Here is a 20,254-nt window from a genome sequence, read left to right on the forward strand (position 1 = left end):
CTGTTGATTTATTGAAAAGGTATTAAAAATTCAGACTTAATTTCATTCCGTAGTTAGGTGTATAATCAAGCTGATTGTATTCGTAATAAGGTTTTAAAGCCAGTTTGTCATTTACATTAAACTGCTTTAAATGCGCTGTAACATTGGCATCGATAATGTTTAAAGCATAAAGTCCAATGGTAATTAAGAGGGATAAATCTCTATTTTGCTGATAGTATTCTTGTGCGTCTTGAAGCGCTTCGTCACTAACGTCGGGAGTTCCAACAACAATTCCATCGCCATTAATATCGTAAAATTCATCATCGTGATAGCCTGCAAGTCTGCGTTTGTATGCGTCTCGATATTGATTGTAGTACTTGGTATTTTCAATATAAAAATACATCCCTGTACCAATTGCTCCATAGACAACAGGAACCTTCCAATAGGTTTTGTTATATATCTGTCCCAGTCCAGGAAGAATAGCCGAATAAAAAGCAGCTTTAGCAGGCGAAAGCGGATCGATGTCGATGTTTAAACTCGCCAAACTATCCATTTCACGTTGCTTTCTTATTTTTCGTTTTTCTCTTCTGCTAAGAGTGTCGGTATCTACAATTTTAGCTGAATTTGCTATCTCGTATTGTTGAAGAGAATCTTGTGCTTCTTTTTGAAGTTTTTGGATTTCTCTTTTGGTCATTTCATGCATTGCATCAGACTCAGTGTTTTTTGATACTGAATCGGTTGCTTTTTCTTGCGCTGTTGAAATGAAATGAAAAAGCAATAAAAATAAAAAGGCAATACTTCTTTTAAACACTATTTAAAAAGTTTTGTGAGGCGTATAAAGTCTTCTTTTGAATGAAATGGGATGATAAATTTACCTTTTCCATTCTTAGCTACTTTAACGTCTACTTTAGAAGAAAAGTATTCGGTAAGCTCTTCAATATTCTTCGAGATGTATTCTGGAACATCAGAAGTGGTAGCTTTTTCAGTTTTTTGTTCTTTCCCAGTTTGGTATTCGCGTACCAATTTTTCAGTTTCTCTTACTGATAAATTGTTGGTAATTACCTTTTCGTAAATAGCCAACTGGTCTTTTTTGTTTTCGATATTAATTAAAGCTCTACCGTGCCCCATGCTTACAAAACCATCGCGCATTCCTGTTTGGATAATTGGATCTAGTTTTAGTAAACGTAGGTAATTTGTAATGGTCGAACGTTTCTTTCCTACACGGTCGCTTAATTGCTCTTGCGTGATGTTAATTTCATCAATAAGACGTTGGTAGGATAAAGATATCTCGATAGGGTCGAGGTCTTGGCGTTGAATGTTTTCAACAAGTGCCATTTCCAACGACTCTTGGTCGTTTGCAATTCGGATATACGCTGGAATGGTTTCCAAACCAGCAAGTTTAGAAGCTCTTAAACGGCGTTCACCAGATACCAATTGGTATTTGTTGAATTCCATTTTTCGAACGGTAATTGGTTGAATTACCCCTAATTCTTTAATCGAAATAGAAAGTTCTTGTAATGCTTCTTCGTTAAAATTTGTACGCGGTTGAAACGGATTGACTTCGATGGCATCGATGTCCAATTCTACAATACTACCAACTACTTTGTCTGCATTTTTATCAGAAGCCGATTTGATATCGTTTTCTGGGTCTTTTAATAAAGCAGATAATCCTCTTCCTAAAGCTTGTTTTTTTGTTGCCTTTGCCATCTAAACTGTTTGCTTATTCTTTTTAATCACTTCGTGCGCCAAGCTTAGGTAGTTTGTAGCTCCTTTACTTGTAGCGTCATAATTAATAATCGTTTCTCCATAACTTGGTGCTTCACTTAAACGAACATTTCGTTGGATAATGGTATCAAAAACCATTTCACTAAAGTGTTTTTGCACTTCTTCTACCACTTGGTTAGAAAGCCTTAATCTCGAATCGTACATTGTAAGAAGTAAACCTTCAATGTCTAGATTTGGATTGTGTATTTTCTGAACACTTTTAATGGTGTTTAATAGCTTCCCGAGTCCTTCTAATGCAAAATATTCACATTGAATAGGAATAATTACCGAGTCGGATGCGGTTAAAGCATTAAGGGTTAATAACCCAAGAGAAGGAGCACAATCAATTAAAATATAATCGTAAGAATCCTTTAGTTTTTCTATAGCTTTAGCCATCATATACTCTCTTGCATCTTTGTCTACCAATTCAATTTCGATAGCTACAAGGTCAATATGAGCAGGTATTAAGTCAACGTTTGGGGAATCCGTTTTGATAATAGTTTCTTCTGCTGTAACAGAATGCTCTAATAATTGATATGTACCTCCTTCAACCGATTCAACATCTATTCCAAGACCAGAAGTAGCATTTGCCTGAGGATCTGCATCGATAAGCAGTACTTTCTTTTCTAGTACTCCTAAGGAAGCAGCTAGGTTTACTGATGTTGTAGTTTTTCCAACACCACCTTTTTGATTAGCTACAGCAATGACTTTGCCCATGTTTAAAATTCGATTTAAGTAAGGTAAATTTTGTTAGGTAAAAATACAACTATTTGCGAGTTTTGAAAATGAATTTTGTTAACAGTTATTCAACAGTCAATTTTATATGAAAATTGAGTTCATTAGCTATTTGAAATTCAAGATTTTTAAAATGAAAATTCAATAGTTAGTATTCAGTAAAAAACTTCAGTGTTGATACTCAATCTAACAATTAAACAACTTAACAATTTTTCAAAATGATTACTTTGACTTTTTGCTTCGAATCATAGCCTCTAGCATGTCCCACATTTCTTCAGGAACTGCTTCAAGTAAGTTAAATTGTCCCGCACCTTTAAGCCATTCACCACCGTCGAGTGTAATTACTTCTCCATTGAGGTATGCACCAAAATCAGAAACCATATACGCAGCCAGATTTGCCAATTCTTGATGATCACCAACACGTTTTAGCGGTACTTTTTTAGCCAAATCGAACTTCTCTTTTAAATCTCCTGGTAAAAGTCTGTCCCAAGCACCTTTGGTAGGGAAGGGACCTGGAGCGATGGCGTTAAAACGCATGCCGTATTTTGCCCATTCAACAGCCAAACTTCGTGTGAGTGCCAGTACTCCAGCCTTTGCTGTAGCCGATGGAACTACGTAAGCAGAACCTGTCCAAGCATAGGTAGTTACAATGTTTAAAACATTGGTGTTTTCTTGTTTGGTGTCTATCCAATGTTTCCCAAAAGCAAGCGTGCAATTTTTTGTTCCTTTCAACACAATATCGATGATGGTATCGAATGCATTAGCAGAGAGTCTTTCGGTAGGAGAAATAAAATTCCCAGCTGCATTGTTGAGTAATACATCTACTTTTCCAAACTCAGCAATAACTTTGTCGCGCATCGCTTCAACTTGGTCGTAATGACGAACATCGCAAGCCACTGCCAAGCAAGTTCCTCCAGTCTCGGATTCTAGCTCTTTGGCGGTGTTTTCTAATTTTTCCAAACTTCTAGAAGTGATGGCAACTTTAGCACCAAGTTCTAAAAAATACTTGGTCATGGCTTTTCCTAAACCGCTTCCGCCACCAGTTACAACTATTGTTTTTCCTTCAAGTGCACCGTCACGGAGCATTTTATCTGTGTATTTCATGTGTTTTTTCTTTAAAAATTTTATGCTGATTCATCTATCAGAATTTCTAAAATTTGAATAGCAGCATCGCTTACTTTTGTTCCAGGTCCGAATACAGCCAAAGCGCCAGCGTCGAATAAATAACTGTAATCTTGCTTCGGAATTACACCGCCTACAATAACCATAATGTCGTCGCGTCCATACGAGTGTAGCGCTTTTATAACTTCTGGTACCAGTGTTTTATGTCCTGCTGCCAAAGAGGAAACGCCCAATACATGAACATCATTTTCCACTGCTTGCTTCGCAGCTTCTTGCGGGGTTTGAAATAACGGACCTATATCTACATCAAAACCGATGTCGGCATAGCCAGTCGCAACCACTTTTGCACCACGATCGTGTCCATCTTGTCCCATTTTCGCAACTAAAATTCTCGGACGTCGTCCTTCTTGTTTTGCGAATTTATCGGCAAGTGCTCTTGCTTTTTCAAAGCTATTATCTTCTTTTACTTCTCTTGAATACACTCCGCTAAACGATTGAATTTTTGCTTTATATCTTCCAAAAACAGCTTCTAAAGCAGATGAAATTTCTCCTAAAGTTGCTCGGTTCTTGGCTGCTTCTATTGCTAAAGCTAATAAATTATTTTCTCCCGATTCAGCAGATTGTGATAATTTTAAGAGCGAAGCTTTTACCGCCTCCTCATTTCTTGTAGATTTTAATTGCTGAAGGCGTTCTATTTGTTGCTTTCGAACTGTTTGATTGTCTACTTCCAATATTTGAAGTAAATCTTCCTTGGCTAATTTGTATTTGTTGACCCCAACAATAATATCTTGATTGCTGTCAATTCGTGCTTGTTTTTTGGCCGCAGCTTGCTCAATTCGCATTTTCGGAATACCAGCTTCAATAGCTTTGGTCATACCGCCTAAAGCTTCAATTTCTTCAATGAGTTTCCAAGCTTTGTTTGCTATTTCATTTGTTAAGTTTTCTACATAAAAACTACCCGCCCAAGGGTCGACTGTTTTGGTTATTTGTGTTTCTTCTTGTAAAAAAAGTTGGGTATTTCGTGCAATTCTTGCCGAAAAATCGGTTGGAAGTGCAATGGCCTCGTCCAAAGCATTGGTGTGTAACGATTGTGTACCGCCAAATGCTGCGGCGGTAGCTTCAATACACGTACGAGCAACATTATTAAACGGGTCTTGCTCGGTTAAACTCCATCCGCTAGTTTGACAATGTGTACGAAGTGATAACGATTTTTCATTCTTCGGATTAAATTGCTTTACCAATTTTGCCCAAAGCATTCGAGCAGCTCTCATTTTGGCAATTTCCATAAAATGATTCATCCCAATTCCCCAGAAAAAAGAAATACGAGGAGCAAACGTGTCGATATCCATCCCTGCTTTTATCCCTGTTTTTATATATTCTAAACCATCGGCAAGGGTGTAAGCAAGTTCAATTTCGGCCGTAGCTCCTGCTTCTTGCATATGGTAACCCGAAATACTAATGGAATTGAATTTTGGCATGTTTTTGCTGGTGTATTCAAAAATATCAGCAATAATTTTCATGGATGGCGTTGGCGGATAAATATAGGTGTTCCTCACCATGAATTCTTTTAAAATATCATTCTGAATGGTTCCCGAAAGGTCTTTTAAAGCAACACCTTGCTCTTGCGCTGCTACAATGTAAAACGCCATAATAGGGAGTACAGCACCATTCATAGTCATGGAAACCGACATTTTATCGAGTGGAATTTGGTCGAAAAGCACTTTCATGTCTTCAACCGAATCGATGGCAACGCCCGCTTTTCCTACATCACCAATAACACGTTCGTGGTCTGAATCGTAACCGCGATGGGTTGCCAAATCGAAGGCAACGGATAATCCTTTTTGTCCAGCAGCCAAATTTCTTCTGTAAAAAGCGTTGCTTTCTTCCGCAGTAGAAAATCCTGCATACTGCCTAATTGTCCATGGTTTTCTAACATACATGGTTGTGTACGGACCTCTTAAAAATGGAGGAAATCCAGCAGCAAAGTTTAAATGTTTTATAGGCAAAAGGTCTTTCGGTTGGTAAACCGATTTTACAGCAATACCTTCGGCGGTTTCAAATACTTCGTTAGATTCGAATTGATTTGATGAAACCGATTTTTTTAAACTGATATGTTGTAGGTCTTTTCGCTTCATTTAGTCTCCATTTTGAGGCGTTCCTGTTCTATTTTTTCTGCAAGTCGACGTGGAATAATTGGCTCGATAAGTGTTTTACGAACTTCAGTTTTAACAAAAGGGTAGAGTTCCAAGGTTTCCTGAATTTTCTCTTCCTTGTTTTGGTATTTGTTTGACCCTACAAGAACCAATTCTTTTTCATCAAATTCACTTTGAGAAGCATTGGCACTTTCTTTTATTTTCTTCTGAATGATATGCTCTTTTAGTTGAACTAAAAAGCCTCCGCCTGCTTCAATTTGCTTAAAGATGGAGAGTGCTTTTTCAGCTAAATCATCTGTAATCGACTCAATGTAATAACTTCCATCCGACGGATTTTTTACTTTGTCGAAGTAACTTTCGTGCTTTAAAATAAGAAGCTGATTGCGTGCAATTCTCGAGGCAAATTCATTGTTTTTATGATAAAAAGCATCGTAAGGTAAAGTGCAAATTGTATTGGCACCTCCCAAAATGGCACTCATGTATTCGGTAGTTGTACGAAGCATATTAACATTGTAATCGTACAAAGTTTTGTTACGTTCTGTAGGCATACAAAAAATATGACACTCGCTTGTAATTTGGTATTCTGAAGCAATGGTATTCCATAAAGTTCGCAACGCCTTAAGCTTGGCAATTTCGAAAAAATAATTACTTCCAATTGCCATTTTAAAAGTAATTGTTGGAGGCGTAAACGCATTTAGATATTCGTTGGCGTGTGCTAGAGCATAAGCCAATTGTTGAATAATTGTAGCGCCTGCATTTTGGTATAAAGCTGTATTTACGCTGATGTAAGTTTTAAATTGCGTGTGCGTAAGTAATTTCTGCTGAATTTGCCCCAACGTTTCCATATCTTTTGATAGGGAATTGTGCCAATTTCCTGAGCTTGCCAAGTGACCAATTGGGTCTAAATGAAGGTGAATTTTAGCCGTGGTGTCTTTAAAAAGAGCAATTAATTTTGAAATAAAATCGACCGATAGAAATGCGGTTTCAATATGAATTTCGACAGTTTCTAAAGGAAAGTCTTTAAATAAATCAGAAAGGTTTACAGTTTCTTCAGGGAAATAAAACAAGATGCTTTGTGCTCCTTTTTTGATGCTGTTTAACGCTCTACTATTGGCGCCAACAGCTTTTGCAATGTATATTTTTTCGCAAATATTCCATGTTGGGTTTATTTGCGGTTGTGCTTCCGAAGGGATATCTTCCGAAGTATAAAAAGGTTTTATATGTATATCTTCTGGAGTTTTTGTTACAAGTGTTTTGTTGTATTCTTCGCCTTGTAATTCAAACTGTATTTTTTGTTTCCACTGTTTTGTAGAGATTTCTGGAAACTCGCTAAAAAGTGAATCGGTTTTCATGGCTAAAGAGTGTTTTTTGGTTTGGTGTGGTTCAGAAAAAAATATTAATCATTGTCTAGGCTGTCGGCATATTCAATTAAATAAATTTCTTCGTCCTCTTTCTTTAAATAATACTCTTCTCGGGCAAATTTTTCTATTTCTTCTTGAGAGTTTAGTTGTTTAAGAATCGCCTTATCTTTCTCGATAGCTTCTCTTAAATGTATTTTTTGTTCTTCGAGTTTTTCAATTTCTTTATTCAATTCTCGATGTGTAAACCACCACGAATTGGCATCGAAAAACAACATCCAAATAGCAAATACAGTAAGCACCAGCACGTAAATATTGCTGAAAAATTTAAACCATTTTGATTTTCTAATTTCTTTGAGGTTCATGCTTATAACAAACGTTCGTTTATAATAGTTCGAACAATATCAACGGCAACTGTATTGTATCTATTGTTCGGGATGATAATATCGGCAAATTCTTTTGTAGGTTCAATAAATTGCTGATGCATAGGTTTTAAGGTGGTTTGGTAACGTAAAAGTACCTCTTCAATATCGCGTCCGCGCTCGGTAATATCTCTTTTTATTCTTCGGATAAGACGCTCGTCGGAGTCGGCATGAACAAATATTTTAATGTCAAAAAGCTCTCGTACTTTCGGATTGGTAAGGATTAAAATTCCTTCTACAATCATTACTTTTCGAGGGTGTGTTAAAATAGTATCTTTTGTACGGTTGTGTTTTACAAAAGAATACACAGGTTGCTCAATAACTTCGCCATTTTTTAGTGCTACCAAATGGTTGTACAGCAAATCAAAATCGATAGCCCGCGGGTGGTCGAAATTTATTTTTGTACGTTCGTCGTAGCTTAAATGAGAAGTTTCGTTGTAGTACGAATCTTGATAAATAACACCAACTTCGTCTTCTGGAAGTTCATTCACTATTTGATTTACTACAGTTGTTTTTCCGCAGCCAGTTCCTCCAGCAATACCGATAATGAGCATATTCGTTTTATTTTTTACAAAAATATAAATTTTGAGTATGAAATATAACAGAAAATATGAACACTTCAGAAATTAGTTTCTTTTTATGTAGTATTCATAGTATTTACGATGCCGTGGACTAACTGTTTTTAAAAGATATCATTTTTTTAACGCATCTTTTTTTGTCAGAAACAATGTCTTTTTTAATTTTATCGCCCTAAACTGAATAACTTTTTCTGAAACTACATGTAAGGAAAAGTGTTCTGCAAGCCATCAAAAACCAATTGATGTTGTAATGAATCGATTTTTAAAGCTTTTTTTATCGCTAGCAATTATCCTCATTAGTGGATATGGACTTTTACACGCAAACAGTGTAGAAGCTTCTGGCAATGCTTCGGTTTTAAAAAGTATTTATGCTTCTGAAAATACACATGTAAATTTACTTCAAAACATACATTTTTTTGACCAAGCTGTTTATTCTGAAAAAACAGAGAAAAGTCATAAAATTCATGTTGTAGAAAGTGAAGTAGAAGAAGAATTAACTCCTCATAAAAAAAGTGTAGCTTACCAAAGTTTATTAGGTACAACGGTGCTTTCGTTTGCCTTTGCTGCATTTTTACCTTTTCAAAAAGAACATAATTTTCAAGTAAGTCAGTATTTACAAATAGCTGCTTACAGATTGTACGTGATTTTCCGCGTCTTTCGAATTTGATTTTAAAGTATTCCGAAGGTAAACCTTACACCTTCGTATTGCATCCGCAATGTTAAAATTAAACACAAGTTTTAGTTGCTTTACGGCAGCTAGATAGGGGTTCTGTGTTTATTCAATTTAGAAAAATCAATTAATAAATTCTTACGCTTTAAAAGCAAAATTATTATGAAGAAGATGTTCATAGTGATGAGCTTGTGTGCTTTGGTTAGCCATACAAGTTGCTCGTCAAAAAAAGAAAAAGAAACCAAAGAAGAAACTAAGTTTTCGGTTACTACACCTATTATTAAAGACACCATTATTACACAAGATTATGTGTGTCAAATAAAATCCATTAGACATATTGAATTAAGAGCGCAGGAGCGTGGTTATCTTCAAAAAATTTATGTTGATGAAGGACAGCATGTAAAGAAAGGCGACTTGCTTTTTCAAATTATGCCAACACTTTATGAAGCCGAATTAGAAAAGGCTAAAGCCGAAGCTAATTTTGCTGAAATAGAATATAAAAACACTAAAAATTTGGCCGATAACGACATTGTTGCGCCCAACGAATTGGCAATGGCAAAAGCCAAATTTGATAAAGCAAAAGCCGAATTAGCGCTTTCGAATGTACATTTACAATTTACAGAAATTAGAGCGCCTTACGATGGAATTATAGACCGTTTTCATGTACGAGAAGGGAGTTTGATAGACGAAGGAGAATTGCTTTCTAGCTTGTCTGATAACAGCCAAATGTGGGTGTATTACAACGTTCCGGAAGCCGAATATTTGAATTACACAACCAATGTGAGTCCAGAAAATCCTGTAAGTGTAAGCTTACTGATGGCAAATAATAAAATATTTCCACACGAAGGAAAGGTTGGAACTATCGAGGCTGAGTTTAATAATGAAACGGGAAACATTCCGTTTAGAGCAACATTTCCAAATCCAGACGGACTTTTAAGACACGGAGAAACAGGGAGTATTTTGATGAAAGTTCCATACGAAGAATCATTGATTATCCCACAAAAAGCAACTTTCGAAGTGTTAGATAAAAAATATGTGTTTGTAGTAGATAAAGACAATAAAGTACAGCAAAGGGAAATAGCTGTTGCTGCGGAATTACCTCAGTTATTTATTGTTGAAAAAGGACTTTCGGTAGATGATAAAATCTTGTTAGAAGGTATCCGAATGGTTAAAAATGGAGAGGAAATCCATTACGATTTAGAAAAACCAGCAGCGGTAATTGCTAGCCTCGAGATGTATGCCGAATAATTAAAACTTAAAACTACAACACCATGTTTAGTAAATTTATAAAAAGACCGGTGTTGGCAATCGTAATTTCTGTAGTCCTTGTGTTTACAGGTTTACTCGCTATGAAGCAGTTGCCAATATCCCAGTTTCCACAAATAGCACCAACCACCGTAAATATTTTTATTGCCTATCCTGGAGCAAGTGCCGATGTGCTTGTTAATTCAACCTTAATTCCGTTAGAAACTTCAATAAATGGAGTGCAAGGCATGCGCTATATTGCTTCGGATGCTACCAGTGCAGGAGAAGGTACATTGCGTATTATTTTTGAACCAGGAACCGACCCAAACCAAGCAGTAGTGAGGGTGAAAACGAGAGTCGATCAAGTAATGCCACTCTTGCCAGAATTGGTTCAAAGGGAAGGGGTAATCATTACTCCCGTTCAACCGAGTATGTTGATGTATGTAAACCTTTTCAGTAAAAATAAAAACAGCGACGAGAAGTTTTTATACAACTACGCTTATACTAAAATTGTTCCAGAGATTCAGCGTATCAAAGGGATTGCAAGTGCCAAAATTTTAGGTAGCCGAAAGTACGCGATGCGTGTTTGGTTAAAACCAGATAGAATGCGTGCTTATAAAGTTTCTGCGGAAGAAGTTTTAGAAGCAATGGACGAGCAAAGTATCATTGCAAGGCCAGGAAGATTAGGGCGTAGCTCTGGTAAAAAAGCCCAAGCGCTCGAGTATGTTTTAACTTATAAAGGACGATATAACGAACCTGAAGATTACAAAAACATCATTATAAAAGCCAATGAAGATGGAGAGATTTTAACCCTCAAAGATATTGCCGATGTTGAGTTAGGAAGCGAGTTTTTCGATATTTATTCCAATCTCGACGGAAATCCTTCGGCTTCCATAGTATTAAAACAAACCTTTGGAAGTAACGGTAAAGACGTTATCGAATCGGTAAAAGAAAAATTAAAAGAGCTCAAAGAAGATCTTCCGCCAGGTGTAGATTATAAAATAAGTTATGATGTGTCTAACTTTTTAGACGCTTCGATAGAGCAGGTGGTGCATACGCTAAGAGATGCTTTTATCTTGGTAGCCATTGTAGTATTCTTGTTTTTAGGGGATGTTCGCTCTACGTTAATCCCAATTATAGCTGTGCCTGTATCGCTGATTGGGACATTCTTTATCATGCAAATGTTTGGACTTTCCATCAATTTAATTACACTTTTTGCCTTGGTATTGGCAATCGGAATTGTGGTCGACGATGCCATTGTTGTGGTAGAAGCCGTCCATGTTAAAATGGAAGAAGAACATTTGAGTCCGTATAAAGCTTCGTATGCAGTTTTAGGTGAAATTGGAGGAGCCATCATTGCGATAACAATGGTGATGGTTTCTGTATTTATCCCGATTACTTTTATGTCGGGGCCAGTAGGGGTTTTCTATCGTCAGTTTTCCATAACAATGGCGGCAGCTATTATTTTATCAGCAATTGTAGCACTTACACTTACACCAGTTTTGTGTGCTATGATTTTGAAAAATAACCACGGAAAAGCACGTAAAAAATCAATAGTCGATAAGTTTATCGATTGGTTTAATAGCAAATTTGATAAACTAACGGATAGATACGTAAAGGTTTTAAAACTGATTGTAAACAGAAGAGTGGTAACATTTGGATTGTTGGGAGCTTTCTGTGTAGGAATATTTGTGACCAACCAAGTGCTTCCTTCTGGATTTATTCCGAATGAAGACCAAGGAATGATTTATGCAATTATTCAAACGCCTCCTGGGGCAACGCTCGAGCGTACCAATGAAGTTGCCAGAAAACTTCAGAAAATATGTGAAGAAACAGAAGGTGTTCAATCGGTTTCCTCTTTAGCAGGTTATGAAATCATGACGGAAGGGCGTGGTTCTAACGCAGGTACGTGTTTGATTAACCTAAAACCATGGTCGGAACGCGAACATAGCGTACACGAAATCATGGAAGAATTGGAAGAGGAAACCAAAGATTTAGGAGCTGTCATCGAGTATTTTGAACCGCCAGCTGTACCAGGATTTGGTTCTTCAGGAGGATTTTCGGTGCGTTTGCTTGATAAAACAAGTTCTACCGATTTCCATGAGTTTGAAAAAGTAAACGACAACTTTATGGAAGCCTTGAGAAAACGCCCAGAAATTACAGGCTTGTTTACCTTTTTTGCTGCAAATTACCCTCAGTATGAGTTGGTAATAAACAACAAAGCTGCCATGCAAAAAGGAGTTTCTATTGGTAAAGCCATGGAAAACCTTAACATCCTTATTGGTAGTACGTATGAGCAAGGGTTTATCAAATTCGGAAGATTCTTCAAAGTGTACACACAGGCAGCACCAGAGTACCGAGCAATGCCATCGGATTTAGAGAAGTTGTTTGTCAAAAATGATGAAGGGGAAATGGTACCTTATTCAGCATTTATGAAAATGGAAAAACGTTTAGGGCCAAACGAAATTACACGTTATAACTTGTATAATTCGGCGGCCATTCGAGGTTTACCAGCCGCAGGTTATACCAGTGGAGATGCAATTAAAGCCATTCGAGAAGTAGCCGAGCAAACGCTTCCTAGAGGTTACGATATTGGTTGGGAAGGCTTGTCGTACGATGAGGCTTCACGCGGTAACGAATCGATTTACATTTTCGGTGTTGTTCTCATTTTCGTGTATTTAGTTTTGGCTGCACAATACGAAAGTTTCCTGCTACCGTTGGCAGTTATTCTTTCTTTACCTGTCGGAATTTTTGGTTCTTTTTTATTGCTGAAATTAACAGGGTTAGCCAACGATGTATATGCCCAAATTGGAGTGATTATGCTGGTAGGTTTACTAGGTAAAAATGCGGTGCTTATTGTAGAATTTGCTGTGCAAAGAAGGCAGCAAGGAGCTACAATTTTAGAAGCCGCTGTAGAAGGTGCAAAAGTGCGTTTCAGACCAATTTTAATGACGTCTTTTGCTTTTGTAGCTGGATTAATTCCTCTTGTAATTGCAACAGGAGCAGGAGCTATTGGAAACCGTACGATTGGTAGTTCAGCAATGGGAGGTATGCTTATCGGAACAATTTTAGGAGTGTTAATAATTCCTGGATTGTATTTTATCTTCGGAAAAATGGCAGACGGTAGAACGCTTATAAAAGATGAAAATACCGAACCTGTTTCAGAAGAGTTTATGAGAAAGAGTGAAGCAAAAAATAATGTTGAGGTGAAGCTAAGAGGCATGAACCGACTCTTGAAAAAATTAATGAAAAGCAACAAGGATGAAAAATAAAAAAGGAATACTAAACAAAACACTAAAATTGGGCGTTGTTGGGTTTGTTGCTGCAACAAGTCTTTATTCTTGTGTGCCTGCTGTAAAAAGTTTGGAAGCAGATGCTTCGGTGCCTGAACAATTTAATTCTGAAACAACAGATACCGTAAATACAGCACTTATTAAATGGCAAGATTATTTTAAAGATCCGTATTTGGATTCGTTAATAGCAACAGCACTACAAAACAATAAAGAGCTTAATATTACATTGCAAGAAATCCAAATTGCAAAAAGTGAAGTACGAGCCAAAAAAGGGGAGTATATGCCTTCTATAGGTTTGGGTGCTGGAGCAGGCTTGGAAAAGCGCGCACGTTATACCAGTCTGGGTGCCAATGATGCTACAACCGAAATTAGACCAGGAGAGGAAATGCCCGATCCGTTACCAGATTTTATGTTGGGAGCTCACGCTTCATGGGAAGTAGATATTTGGGGTAAATTACACGATGCAAAAAAAGCAGCCGTGAGTAGGTATTTGTCTTCTGTTGAAGGACGAAATTTTGTTATTACCAATTTAATTGCTGAAATAGCAAACTCTTATTATGAGTTGTTAGCACTCGATAATCAGTTGGAAATTGTTAGTCAGAATGTAGAAATTCAATCCAATGCCTTACGAATTGTAAAACTTCAAAAGCAAGCAGCAAAGGCAACCGAATTGGCAGTGCGAAAATTTGAAGCCGAAGTTCTGCATACCAAAAGTTTACAGTACGACATTCAGCAGCAAATAACAGAAACCGAAAATAAAATCAATTTTTTATTGGGTAGGTATCCTCAGCATATCGAAAGAGATGTCGCAACATTTGCAACTTTAACACCAGATATTATTCATGCAGGAGTACCAGCACAATTGTTGGAAAATCGTCCGGATATCAAGCAAGCCGAATTAGAATTGGCAGCATCAAAACTAGATGTAAAAGCCGCTAAAAAACGTTTTTATCCAAGTTTAGATATTTCAGCAGGAATAGGTTATCAAGCTTTTGATACGCAGTATTTATTCACTTCTCCGGAGTCGTTGTTATACAATATTGCAGGAGAGTTAACAGCGCCATTAATTAACAGAAGCGCTATTAAAGCAACGTATTATAGTGCAAACGCAAAGCAAATACAAGCAGTTTACAATTACGAGCAAACTGTTTTGAATGCGTATGTGGAAGTTGCAAATCAGTTATCGAAAATTGAAAACGTCAAACAGAGTTATGAACTTAAAAATAAAGAAGTTGAAGCCTTAACGAAGTCTATTGAAATTTCAAACATTCTCTTTAAATCTGCTCGAGCAGATTACATGGAGGTTTTAATGACGCAACGCGATGCGTTGGAATCGAAATTCGAGCTTGTTGAAACCAAAAAAGAACAAATGAGTGCGATGGTAAATATGTACCGTGCCCTCGGTGGTGGATGGAATTAATCCCTTTTTATTGATTTGAAAAATAGTGTTAGTAGGTTCCCCCGTTCTTACACTTTTTAGGATTAATTCTTACTTATGACTTTAATAGTTTCAGTAAAGTAATAAGGTTTCATTTCTCGATTTAGTAGTTCGTTACCATTACTACTAAAGATAAAACCCTTTCAGACTTTTATTTCTGAAAGGGTTTTTGTTTGATTACAATTAAAGGATTAATTGTATGGATATTGTAATGTAGTCGGGATGAGAGGATTCGAACCTCCGATCTCACGCCCCCCAGACGTGCACTTTAACCGGACTAAGCTACATCCCGAAAACCCTGTATTTGCGGGGTTAGAGCATTTTACTGCCCTTTTTAAAACTCATTATTTTATCGAATTTTACCATATTTTGGCATATTTTTAGTTATTTTGTGTGCAAATTTTGTGCAAATTTTTAACATTTTAAAACCACCAATGATAAAAGCCACAATCATAGTAGACACAAGGCGTAAGACAAAAAACGGCTATCCAATTAAAATTCGTGTTCGTGATAGTGAACGTAACGATAAAATTATACCGTTATACACTTACAGCCAAACAAAAAAATTAAAGCAAACAGCTACTATAATAGAACGTAATGCGAATCTAATAAAAGAGCTGAAATACTGCAATGATAATAAGCTTGATTTTGAAACTTCATTAAGAGTAATCGAGGGAGGAGTAACAGAAGAAACGGAAATAATTGTACTAAAACATAAATTAGAGAGGTTAGAGCAAAGTAATAGCGTTGATTGGATTAAATTCATTAAGCAAATAGCTGAAGAAAAAAGGTTAGAGGGAAAGAGTACGCAAGCCTACGAAGATATAATAAGAGAGTTTAAGCCGTTTCAGGTTATGAAGCCGTTAAGACTTTCAGATATTACTTTTGAATGGGTTAGTAAATTCATTGTTTATAAGCGTCGTACAGGGTGTAATGATGGTGGTTTATCTTACTACCTTAGAACATCAAGTATCGTTTGGAATCAAGCTAAAAAACGTAAAAAAACAAAAGAAGATAATCCTTTTGTCGGACACGGTATAAAACGTTCCAAAGGGAAAGAACTTGATACGTACACGCCCGAAGATATAAAAAAACTGTTTGGTTATGAATCCATGTACACCCCAAAAAATCAAATGTACAAGGTAACCAGAAATATAGAGATATTTCTTTTTCAAATAGCAATAGGTGGACACGACTACGCAGATATAGCAAATCTAAAATGGACCAACATACACAAAGACAGAATTAAATTCAAACGATTTAAACAGCGAAATAAAAATGTATCTAATCCGTTAGTAGATAATAAATTGTCAGAATTTGCCTTGTCGATAATTGACAAATACGGAGATAAAGAAAGCGAGCGTATTTTTAGTTTTATTCCTAATCCAGAAACAAAGAAGTACACAATGTACAGAAGTCGAGTAGGAAAGTCGTTAAATACAGTTAGTAAGAAATTAGGTATAGGAGCATTGGCAACTAAAACACCGAGATACATTTTCAGAACGTTTGCAGGACAGTTGCTATTATCCGACCTTATTATTATGAATATACAAGGACACGTTCCAGAGGGCACTACATTCGGGTATCAAGGCAATATTCCTTACGAGGTTCAAGATAAAGAACATGATAAGGTTTTAGATTTGATTTTTTAATAAAAACCGAGAGGGTGTCAATACTTTTTCCTTACGCCTGTTGGGTGTTTGCCTGTTCCCTTACGATTTTACAGGAGAGCTACGATTAAGGCTTTATTCTCGCATTGTATATCTAACTCGTTTCTTAACCTTTGTTTCGGCTTTAGTTAATTTTAAAAAGTCCTTTGCCTAAATTCTAGTAGGGTAATAGCGGGGGAGCCTTTACGTCAATACAACGACCTTACCACGTATTACATTTACAATAAACACAACTGCTAGTACAGTTTGCCATTCGACCGAGAAACCTCAATCCATCGGCGTTTATCTTCAATCAAAGGACTTTATTTTTTTTCAGATTTAAATACTGTCGCAATTACGGTAATTAACAATACAAGATACACGTACCAATACTGAATTAGTAATTGCGTTTCTGTTAATTCTGGATTTGAAAATCTAACGTACATAGTTAATGCTATCATAACTAAAACTGCTATGTATAATGATAAGTTTTTCATTTTAATACCCATTCTTTACCTAAAACCTTTACTATCGCTTCTAACTTTTTTAGAGTAGGGTTTCCTGCTCCTTTTTCAAGTTGCGAAACCTCTCTTTGACTTAATTTAACCCCTTGCGTTTCGGAAACCTTAGTCGCTAAATCTTTCTGAGTCAAATCCATTGCTCTGCGCGCTCGTCTTATTTCTTCCCCTATAGCCATAGGGTTAAAATTATGTAATAATCGCTTTATCATAATACAAATATAAGTCTTTTTATTTAAATATGATATATTTATTATAAAATATTACGTTTATATAATAATTTATACTACATTTGTAATGTAATTAATTCAATCATAAATGAAAGAAGTAAGAATAATAAAAGGTTTAAAGTCGCAATTAAAGACGCTTGAAGCGGATGCGGAAATTTTAAAACTTGAATTAAGCAACAAACAAAAAGAGTACGTATCAAAATTAGAAGCTGTTAAAAACCTTAAAGAAAAGATTAGTAACCTTGACAGTAGTAATACTCTTAAAGTAAGCGAACACGCAATTATACGATACTTTGAAAGGGTAAAAGGCTATGACATTTCAGAAATTGAAAACGAGATACTATCGAACGAAGTGGTTTCTTTAGTTCAGAAACTCGGAGGTACAGGAGGTTATCCAAGCGGAGGGTTTAAAGTATTAATGAAAAACTACACAGTAACAACAATAATATAAACTATGACAGCTTTAAAAAACACAAAAGAAAATAAAATTTTCACAGAAATACTTAAAACAATAAATGAGACTGACTGGGTTGGAAACACAACTTTTGAAAACATAGAGCCTTGTTTAACTGCTATCAATTTAGAATGTGGAAGAAATAGCGGATGGTATAAGCCAAGCGTAATTAGATTAAAAGGTATTCCTGGAATGTTTTTAGTAAATGAAGATGGAAGTTTATTGTATGATTATAGAATTATAAAAACTGAAAAAGGATATTTAAAAGAAACATTATCTATGTCTGCATACAATGAACTAGAAAAAAAATATTGTAAATTATGTTAGATATTAAACAACACTAATAATTAAGATTATGAAATTAGAATTAAAACATTTAGCACCTTATTTGCCTTATAGCCTTAAAGTAAATAGATATGATGCATATGAATTTTTTAACCCTTTAGATTTAATGGGGTTTTCTTATGGTAAGGCAGAAATCTGTAACGAAGGTATTCTATCAAAAGACATTGCACTAGACAAAATAAAACCAATTCTAAGACCTTTAAGTGATTTAACAAAAGAAATAGAACACAAAGGTAGGAGGTTTATCCCAGAAGCTGAAATAGAAAACTTATTCGGAAGCTTCGAATTGAATCATAACCCAGAATTATTACATTTTAAATTAGATTCTTGGACTACCTGGTCAGACTTACATTCTGTAACATCAAAACTTTTCGAATGGCATTTCGATGTATTCAATTTAATACCAAATAATCTAGCAATTAACATAAATGATTTATGAAAAAAATAGCAGTATGTACATTAATTATGGTAAAATGGGTTACATAGCAAAAATGCCAAAAAATAGTGCCTACAAAACTGATAAGCCAAAGTTTAAAGAAGGCAACAAAGTTGTTGTTATTAAAGCACAAAACGACTACGAAGTAGGTTATAAAGGAATAGTAACAAACTTTTACATAGATGCTTTTTCGCATTGCTACACTTTAGATAACTTACCTAATTCAATTGATTATCGTTGTTTGGATAATGCCACATAACGGACGAGTGTATGGCAAGTGCCTACACATAACCTAATTAAAAGACATAAATATTAAAATTATGAGTAAAAATAACCAAGAATACATTAAGGCATTTGCTATACACAATGTTAGCAAACGTTACGGATTTAAAAAAACAGAACTTCACGAAGGAATGAGTTTTGTTTTAGATTGTAGCTTTTATAAAACAAAATACGATGACATTTATATAACAGACTATGATTTCAGAAATGCAGATGATTTAGAAAAAAGAGGTTTGTCTATGTTGTTTTATAGAAAGCGTGGTGTTATGAACACACAGATGATAAGTAACGAACTATTGAAAGATGAAACTGCTTTTAATTATGCTTTAGATAGCTTTAAAACCGAATGTAGTAATGTTTGCTAACAAACATATATAATGCAAATACATTAATAACAAAAAGTAAATGATTATGGATGATAAATTAGAAGAAATATTAAACGATAGCGAAGAAACAATTGAAAGGTACGAACACCAAGTAAAGGACTTAGAAAACAAGATAAGCTTTTACTCTCAACACAAACTTGAAGAAGAACTTAGAATAACTCGAATAAAATACGATTGCTTAAATATGGCGATTTATAAGTGGAGAAAACAACAAAACGAATTAAAGGGCTTACTTAATGCGTGGCGTTCTTAAATCTAATAAAACTAAACAATTATGACACTATTAGACGAAGTAAAAGAGCAATACTTAACACTGAATTAGAATGAAACCACTAAACGGACAATGCGAGGAAGATTTTGCAAGTTGGGCAAAAGAAAATAATACACTTGAAACATTCTTAGGTGAATTAGCATTAAGAGTAGGTATGGTTTTAGTGAATTTCTATGATTTACCAACACCAATGCAATTCGGAGTAATTCAAGAGTTTGCTGACTCAAAGGGATTTGAAATTTATATCCACCCATATACAGCATTAGGTGAAATGGGAATAGACTTATTACTTACGGATGGTACACTTTGTGTTCTTTGTTACAACAAAAAAGGTGAGTTTATTTTTGATTTAATAGACTTAGAAACCCGCCAAGAAGCACAGAAACAAGCAATAATAAAGTTTAACGAAATTTATAATAATCAAAAATAGTAATTATGAAATCAACATTAATTTTAATTATTTCCTTACTAATGTTATTTATTTTTATAGGGAAACCAGAAATTAAGTTTAACCCTTTTAGTTTCAAACTTCACGGATGGGTTCAAATGTTAGGATGGGTATTCCTTATTTTAGCAATGGTTTTAATATCTTATAAAAGCAATAAAGAACAATACATCAAAGGTTTTAAAGATGGCGCCGAACATTTAGCGAATGAAATAAAAAAAGATTTAACTTCTAAAGAAAAAGAAAATGGAAAAAATAATTGAAAACCTAATAATCGGACTAACTGAACAAAGAGCAGGTTTGGTAGATAGAATTAAAAACACTGACGCAAATAGCATTAATTTCTTAAATGAAAAACAAATTATTGAAGAACAAATAAGCTGTATTGATAATCAAATAGAAAATCACTTAAATAAAATAACATCAAAATAATTTAGAATCATTCTAAATAGTAACAAAAATAATTTATATTTGTAACAAG

General features: G+C 35.3%; 23 protein-coding genes and 1 tRNA gene. 14 read left to right on the forward strand and 10 right to left on the reverse strand.

Translation table 11 applies throughout. The annotated features are described in order from the left end of the window. Nucleotides 1–22: 22 nt before the first annotated feature. The 8 genes from JMA43_RS04655 to udk all read right to left on the reverse strand — a co-directional run bounded on the left by JMA43_RS04655 (nt 23) and on the right by udk (nt 8,087). Nucleotides 23–790 (reverse strand): DUF5683 domain-containing protein, encoded by a 768-nt coding sequence (locus tag JMA43_RS04655; RefSeq protein WP_342155214.1) that lies wholly within the window; start codon nt 788–790, stop codon nt 23–25. Then, nucleotides 790–1,686, reverse strand: a complete 897-nt coding sequence (locus JMA43_RS04660) for a ParB/RepB/Spo0J family partition protein (RefSeq protein WP_342155215.1) — start codon at nt 1,684–1,686, stop codon at nt 790–792. The genes JMA43_RS04655 and JMA43_RS04660 overlap by 1 nt, the downstream gene beginning before the upstream one ends. Continuing rightward, on the reverse strand, nt 1,687–2,460 hold the full coding sequence (locus JMA43_RS04665; protein WP_342155216.1) for a ParA family protein: 774 nt from the start codon (nt 2,458–2,460) through the stop codon (nt 1,687–1,689). 240 nt (nt 2,461–2,700) lie between these two features. Further along, nucleotides 2,701–3,582, reverse strand: coding sequence for an SDR family oxidoreductase (locus tag JMA43_RS04670; protein WP_342155217.1), 882 nt, complete (start codon nt 3,580–3,582; stop codon nt 2,701–2,703). Between the two features lie 20 nt (nt 3,583–3,602). Continuing rightward, the gene (gene scpA, locus JMA43_RS04675) at nt 3,603–5,735 is read right to left on the reverse strand and encodes a methylmalonyl-CoA mutase (RefSeq protein WP_342155218.1); all 2,133 of its coding nucleotides are present in this window, start codon (nt 5,733–5,735) and stop codon (nt 3,603–3,605) included. Continuing rightward, on the reverse strand, nt 5,732–7,105 hold the full coding sequence (locus tag JMA43_RS04680; RefSeq protein ID WP_342155219.1) for a methylmalonyl-CoA mutase subunit beta: 1,374 nt from the start codon (nt 7,103–7,105) through the stop codon (nt 5,732–5,734). Before JMA43_RS04680 ends, scpA begins: the two co-directional genes overlap by 4 nt. 44 nt (nt 7,106–7,149) lie before the next feature. Beyond that, on the reverse strand, nt 7,150–7,476 hold the full coding sequence (locus tag JMA43_RS04685; protein ID WP_342155220.1) for an FtsB family cell division protein: 327 nt from the start codon (nt 7,474–7,476) through the stop codon (nt 7,150–7,152). A gap of 2 nt (nt 7,477–7,478) precedes the next feature. Further along, nucleotides 7,479–8,087 carry a uridine kinase gene (udk, locus tag JMA43_RS04690; RefSeq protein ID WP_342155221.1) on the reverse strand — a complete coding sequence of 203 codons (609 nt, stop codon included), beginning with the start codon at nt 8,085–8,087 and terminating at the stop codon, nt 7,479–7,481. A 274-nt stretch (nt 8,088–8,361) separates the two neighbouring features. Here udk and JMA43_RS04695 point away from each other — a divergent pair, with 274 nt between their 5' ends. From JMA43_RS04695 to JMA43_RS04710, 4 genes are all read left to right on the forward strand, one after another. Then, the gene (locus tag JMA43_RS04695) at nt 8,362–8,778 is read left to right on the forward strand and encodes a hypothetical protein (RefSeq protein ID WP_342155222.1); all 417 of its coding nucleotides are present in this window, start codon (nt 8,362–8,364) and stop codon (nt 8,776–8,778) included. Between the two features lie 165 nt (nt 8,779–8,943). Next, nucleotides 8,944–10,029: an efflux RND transporter periplasmic adaptor subunit gene (locus JMA43_RS04700; RefSeq protein ID WP_342155223.1), complete on the forward strand. Its 1,086-nt coding sequence runs from the start codon at nt 8,944–8,946 to the stop codon at nt 10,027–10,029. Between the two features lie 23 nt (nt 10,030–10,052). After that, on the forward strand, nt 10,053–13,298 hold the full coding sequence (locus JMA43_RS04705) for an efflux RND transporter permease subunit (protein WP_342155224.1): 3,246 nt from the start codon (nt 10,053–10,055) through the stop codon (nt 13,296–13,298). Continuing rightward, on the forward strand, nt 13,288–14,739 hold the full coding sequence (locus JMA43_RS04710; RefSeq protein WP_342155225.1) for a TolC family protein: 1,452 nt from the start codon (nt 13,288–13,290) through the stop codon (nt 14,737–14,739). The genes JMA43_RS04705 and JMA43_RS04710 overlap by 11 nt, the downstream gene beginning before the upstream one ends. A 235-nt stretch (nt 14,740–14,974) precedes the next feature. On the opposite strand, the gene JMA43_RS04715 is transcribed toward JMA43_RS04710, so the two are convergent. Beyond that, a tRNA-Pro gene (locus tag JMA43_RS04715) sits at nt 14,975–15,049 on the reverse strand. A 142-nt stretch (nt 15,050–15,191) separates the two neighbouring features. Here JMA43_RS04715 and JMA43_RS04720 point away from each other — a divergent pair. Beyond that, complete coding sequence (locus tag JMA43_RS04720; RefSeq protein WP_342155226.1) at nt 15,192–16,409, forward strand: phage integrase SAM-like domain-containing protein; 1,218 nt, start codon at nt 15,192–15,194, stop codon at nt 16,407–16,409. Between the two features lie 490 nt (nt 16,410–16,899). On the opposite strand, the gene JMA43_RS04725 is transcribed toward JMA43_RS04720, so the two are convergent. Beyond that, entirely contained in the window at nt 16,900–17,103 is a 204-nt protein-coding gene (locus tag JMA43_RS04725; protein WP_342155227.1) for a helix-turn-helix domain-containing protein, read from the reverse strand. 139 nt (nt 17,104–17,242) lie between these two features. Here JMA43_RS04725 and JMA43_RS04730 point away from each other — a divergent pair, with 139 nt between their 5' ends. The 9 genes from JMA43_RS04730 (at nt 17,243) to JMA43_RS04770 (ending at nt 20,205) form a co-directional block, all read left to right on the forward strand. Then, nucleotides 17,243–17,605: a hypothetical protein gene (locus JMA43_RS04730; RefSeq protein ID WP_342155228.1), complete on the forward strand. Its 363-nt coding sequence runs from the start codon at nt 17,243–17,245 to the stop codon at nt 17,603–17,605. 3 nt (nt 17,606–17,608) lie between these two features. Continuing rightward, nucleotides 17,609–17,935, forward strand: coding sequence for a hypothetical protein (locus JMA43_RS04735; protein WP_342155229.1), 327 nt, complete (start codon nt 17,609–17,611; stop codon nt 17,933–17,935). 28 nt (nt 17,936–17,963) lie between these two features. Beyond that, nucleotides 17,964–18,392 (forward strand): hypothetical protein, encoded by a 429-nt coding sequence (locus JMA43_RS04740; RefSeq protein ID WP_342155230.1) that lies wholly within the window; start codon nt 17,964–17,966, stop codon nt 18,390–18,392. Nucleotides 18,393–18,405: 13 nt separating this feature from the next. Next, nucleotides 18,406–18,648: a hypothetical protein gene (locus JMA43_RS04745; protein ID WP_342155231.1), complete on the forward strand. Its 243-nt coding sequence runs from the start codon at nt 18,406–18,408 to the stop codon at nt 18,646–18,648. Between the two features lie 61 nt (nt 18,649–18,709). Beyond that, a complete protein-coding gene (locus JMA43_RS04750) occupies nt 18,710–19,036 on the forward strand; it encodes a hypothetical protein (protein WP_342155232.1) in 327 nt (108 codons plus the stop codon). Nucleotides 19,037–19,082: 46 nt separating this feature from the next. Then, nucleotides 19,083–19,310: a hypothetical protein gene (locus JMA43_RS04755; RefSeq protein ID WP_342155233.1), complete on the forward strand. Its 228-nt coding sequence runs from the start codon at nt 19,083–19,085 to the stop codon at nt 19,308–19,310. Nucleotides 19,311–19,380: 70 nt separating this feature from the next. Then, nucleotides 19,381–19,758, forward strand: a complete 378-nt coding sequence (locus JMA43_RS04760; protein ID WP_342155234.1) for a hypothetical protein — start codon at nt 19,381–19,383, stop codon at nt 19,756–19,758. 5 nt (nt 19,759–19,763) lie between these two features. After that, complete coding sequence (locus JMA43_RS04765; RefSeq protein WP_342155235.1) at nt 19,764–20,036, forward strand: hypothetical protein; 273 nt, start codon at nt 19,764–19,766, stop codon at nt 20,034–20,036. Then, entirely contained in the window at nt 20,020–20,205 is a 186-nt protein-coding gene (locus JMA43_RS04770; RefSeq protein WP_342155236.1) for a hypothetical protein, read from the forward strand. The genes JMA43_RS04765 and JMA43_RS04770 overlap by 17 nt, the downstream gene beginning before the upstream one ends. Nucleotides 20,206–20,254 lie beyond the last annotated feature (49 nt).

This window comes from Joostella sp. CR20, from assembly GCF_038433465.1.
Taxonomy (GTDB): Bacteria; Bacteroidota; Bacteroidia; order Flavobacteriales; family Flavobacteriaceae; genus Galbibacter.